4 protein-coding genes and 1 pseudogene are annotated in these 3,624 nt (G+C 40.2%); 1 reads left to right on the top strand and 4 read right to left on the bottom strand.

Annotated features, from left to right (window positions below; translation table 11 throughout):
* The 4 genes from dnaG to rsmD all read right to left on the bottom strand — a co-directional run.
* The coding region (gene dnaG, locus ATS71_RS04600) for a DNA primase (RefSeq protein WP_235591410.1) at positions 1–1,361 on the bottom strand (1,361 nt) is incomplete at its 3' end.
* A gap of 240 nt (positions 1,362–1,601) precedes the next feature.
* Positions 1,602–2,048: a GatB/YqeY domain-containing protein gene (locus tag ATS71_RS04595; protein WP_008114877.1), complete on the bottom strand. Its 447-nt coding sequence runs from the start codon at positions 2,046–2,048 to the stop codon at positions 1,602–1,604.
* Positions 2,049–2,067: 19 nt separating this feature from the next.
* Positions 2,068–2,283 carry a 30S ribosomal protein S21 gene (gene rpsU / locus ATS71_RS04590; RefSeq protein ID WP_002957797.1) on the bottom strand — a complete coding sequence of 72 codons (216 nt, stop codon included), beginning with the start codon at positions 2,281–2,283 and terminating at the stop codon, positions 2,068–2,070.
* Positions 2,284–2,428: 145 nt separating this feature from the next.
* A complete protein-coding gene (rsmD, locus tag ATS71_RS04585; protein ID WP_058403751.1) occupies positions 2,429–3,034 on the bottom strand; it encodes a 16S rRNA (guanine(966)-N(2))-methyltransferase RsmD in 606 nt (201 codons plus the stop codon).
* Between the two features lie 227 nt (positions 3,035–3,261).
* On the opposite strand from rsmD, the pseudogene ATS71_RS04580 reads away from it, so the two are divergent.
* A pseudogene (locus ATS71_RS04580) lies at positions 3,262–3,624 on the top strand (signal recognition particle-docking protein FtsY); the annotation flags it as partial.

Raw genomic sequence — 3,624 nt, 5'->3', positions numbered from 1 at the left:
GCCTGTCGCATCGGGGTTATTTTAAATTTTCGCTCAATAGCGTGCTGTTGTTTTGGTGTTTTTAAGCGGTTATTAAGTTGTTCACGCGTGCGCCCAATTAATCGGCCTAATTGCTCTAAAATGTTTTCTTGATAAAATTCACTCGGAATTTTTTCAATGAGTGGCAACGCTGCACTAAGTAATTTTGCTTTACCTGAATCTAATGTTAAATCAATTTCTTGGCTTAATTTATTAAACATAACTTTAGTAAAGTCATCGGCCTCACTTAAACGCTGTTCGAATGCATCTTTACCTTCTTTTTGCACTAATGAATCGGGGTCTTCTCCGTCAGGTAAAAATACAAAATTTAATGCTTTACCGTCATTTAAATAGGGGAGTGCATTTTCAAGTGCTCGCCAAGCTGCGTCTCGTCCAGCTCGGTCGCCATCATAACAACAAATGACCTTATCGGTTGTTCTGAATAAGGTATGCATGTGCTCGCTTGTTGTTGCTGTTCCCAGTGCTGCAACGGCGTATTCAATCTCTTTTTCTGCAAGTGCAACAACATCCATGTAGCCTTCTACAATAAGAATGTGCTCTAACTTTTTGTGCGCTTGTTTTGCTTCATAAAGACCGTAAAGTTCAAACCCTTTATGAAAAATTCGGGTTTCTGGAGAGTTTAAATATTTAGGGCCTTGATCAGCTTGCATAACGCGTCCGCCAAAAGCGACTACTCTGCCGCGTTTATCACGAATAGGAAACATTAAGCGGTCGCGGAAAAAGTCGAACTGCCTGCCGGGTGTTTTTTCTGAGGCGAGCTTTAATTCTACGAGTTGCTCTTTTTGTTCTTTATTACGACCAAGTTGCAAACATAAACCATCCCATTCGCTAGGGGCGTAGCCAACCATAAACTTTTTAACGGTTTCGCCACTCAGTCCTCTACCTTTAACATAGTCAATGACTGCGGCCGAGTTAGCGTGGTGCTTAAGTTGGTGCTGATAAAAGCGAGCTGTATGAAGCATCAAATCGTAATCTGAGCGTTTTTGCGCTGCGGTACGTTCTGGCGCCGAACTACCCCCTTGTTCGCGAGGCACGTCTAAGTTAAGCATACTGGCTATTTCTTCAATAGCATCAACAAACTCAAGCTTTTCGTACTCCATAACAAACGAAATCGCATTCCCGTTAGCGCCACAGCCAAAGCAATGATAAAACTGTTTATCTTGCGATACAGTAAATGAAGGTGATTTTTCGTTATGAAAAGGGCAACATGCCTGATAGTCCTTGCCGGCTTTTTTTAGGCCAACTTTGGAGTCTATCAGATCGACAATATCGGTTCTGGCAAGTAAATCATCTATAAAACTTCGTGGGATCTTTCCAGCCATTAGTAAAATACAGTCCTGAAATATTAAGAAGAATAACGAAAGTGAAACTCACAATTTATACCAGTGAGGTATAAACAATTGGACCTTAACTTACCAAAATGACGGCTAAATAAATAGAGTCAGTATGAATAATTTCATTTTTTGAATATAGGCCTAAAGTTTACTTTTTAGTGACGTAAAAACAAAGAAACCGAGCACAAGGCTCGGTTTACTTCAATTATACTTTACGTATAGGGAGTGTTAGGCAGTTAATCTTTGCTTAATTAAACCAGAGATCTTACCCATATCGGCGCGACCTTCAGCTTTGCTTTTGATTATACCCATTACTTTACCCATGTCTTGCATACCTGCTGCGTTAGTATCAGCAATAGCCGCGTCAATGAGAGCTATGATTTCTTCTTCGCTCAATTGTTGAGGTAAGAAGGCTTCAAGTGCTGTTATTTCATTGGCTTCAATTTCAGCTAAATCATCACGCCCAGCATCTTTATACTGAGTGTAAGAGTCGCGACGCTGTTTAACAAGCTTTACTATAACGGAGGTAATACCTGCGTCGTCTAGTGTTATCTGCTCGTCAATCTCACGTTGCTTGATTGCAGCAAGTACCATGCGAATAGGGTTAAGACGTTGTTTGTCTTTAGCTCTCATCGCATCTTTTTGCGCATCTTTTAGCGTTATTAAAAGGCTCATTTATACAAGACCAAATGTATTAGTATAATTTAACGCGACGAGCGTTATCACGAGAAAGTTTTTTCATGTGACGCTTAACTGCTGCAGCTTTTTTACGCTTACGCTCAGCTGTTGGCTTTTCATAGTGCTCGCGACGACGAACTTCTGAAAGGATACCTGCTTTTTCACATGAACGCTTGAAGCGACGAAGTGCTACGTCAAACGGTTCGTTCTCTCTTACTTTAATTACTGGCATTAAAAATTCACCTACCTAAATTATGAGCGTTGCTCAAGTTGATCAAACATTGATCAAGTGGTTCAAAAATGGTGCGGTATTGTAATCCGAAGCAACACCACATGTAAAGGATAATATTAACAGAAACCCATAGCGTTAAACAGTCTTAATTTGTTTGGCGACGGTAGAGCCTGCTAAACACTTGTCCAGATTTTTTTTCTTTAATTAACAGCCAGTTAGTTGGGATGTTGAATGTATTTAGATCGCTCTCAACTTCAACATAAATAAGCGCATCTTCGTTAAGCCAGTTATTTATTTCTAATAAGTTACAGCTAGTTTGGGCTAAATTTTTGCGAAAAGGCGGGTCAACAAAAACCAAATCAAATGGCGTGTTAATATTTTTTTGTTCTAAAAATGAAAGTGAGTTTATATGTTTTACCTGCGCATTGATCAGTTTTAGCGTTGAGATATTCTGCTCTAGTTGCTTTGCTGCACTTGGGTCAAGTTCTAAAAATGTAGCGTTGCTTGCAAACCGTGAAAGTGCTTCAAATCCTAATCCCCCTGATCCTGCAAAACAATCGAGAACATTTGCGTCGCGCGTGTCTTGCATCAACCAGTTAAATACCGTTTCTTTGATTCTGTCGGTTGTGGGGCGTAAGCCTTGTACGTCTTTTACTGGAAGCTTACGGCCCCGAAATTGCCCACTTATCACTCTAATAAAGCCATCAGTAGATTTGCTAATTGCTTTATTTTTAGTTGTTTTATTTCTCATTTAGCTCACTAAAAAATGGTATCTGGGATCTAGCTCAGATAATATTGTAGTAGATTACGTATAGCTTCATTTTTCAACCGCATTAAAAGTGTTACTATTGAACACTTATGTTTTGAATGGTTGTTTGGCTGGCAAAGTATGTTGGCTCTTCCAAGCTATTTTCAAATTTTAGTTTATCAGATTTTTATAAGTGGTTATTAGCAAGTATGGCAAAAAAAAGTAAATTAATGTCTTGGCTCGGCTTTGGTAAGTCAGATAAGAAACAAGCCGAACAAAAAGCAGAGGCTGATAAACAACAAGCTTTAGCAGAGCAGGAAGCTAAACGCTTAGAAGAACGCGTTGTCGCTGAAAAAGCCGAACAAGAGCGTGTTGCTGTAGAGCAAGCTGAAAAATTAGCAATAGAACAAGCAAATGCTGAACTGCTAGCAAAAGAACGTGCTGCAGCAGAGCAAGCAGAGGCCCAGCGTTTAGAGCAGGAACGCGCTGCTGAGCAAGCTGAGGCGCAACGTTTAGAGCAAGAGCGTGTTGCAGCAGAGCAAGCAGAAGCCCAGCGTTTAGAGCAAGAGCGTATAGCAGCTGAACAAGCAGAA

It is taken from the genome of Pseudoalteromonas sp. H71 (assembly GCF_001468485.1).
In the GTDB taxonomy this organism is placed as follows: domain Bacteria; phylum Pseudomonadota; class Gammaproteobacteria; order Enterobacterales; family Alteromonadaceae; genus Pseudoalteromonas.
This window is presented reverse-complemented; position numbering and strand designations above follow the sequence as displayed.

Coding starts and splice junctions, on each gene's coding strand:
- ATS71_RS04595 (WP_008114877.1), bottom strand. CDS start 2,048: ATGAGCCTTTTAATAACGCTAAAAGATGCGCAAAAAGATGCGATGAGA.
- rpsU (WP_002957797.1), bottom strand. CDS start 2,283: ATGCCAGTAATTAAAGTAAGAGAGAACGAACCGTTTGACGTAGCACTT.
- rsmD (WP_058403751.1), bottom strand. CDS start 3,034: ATGAGAAATAAAACAACTAAAAATAAAGCAATTAGCAAATCTACTGAT.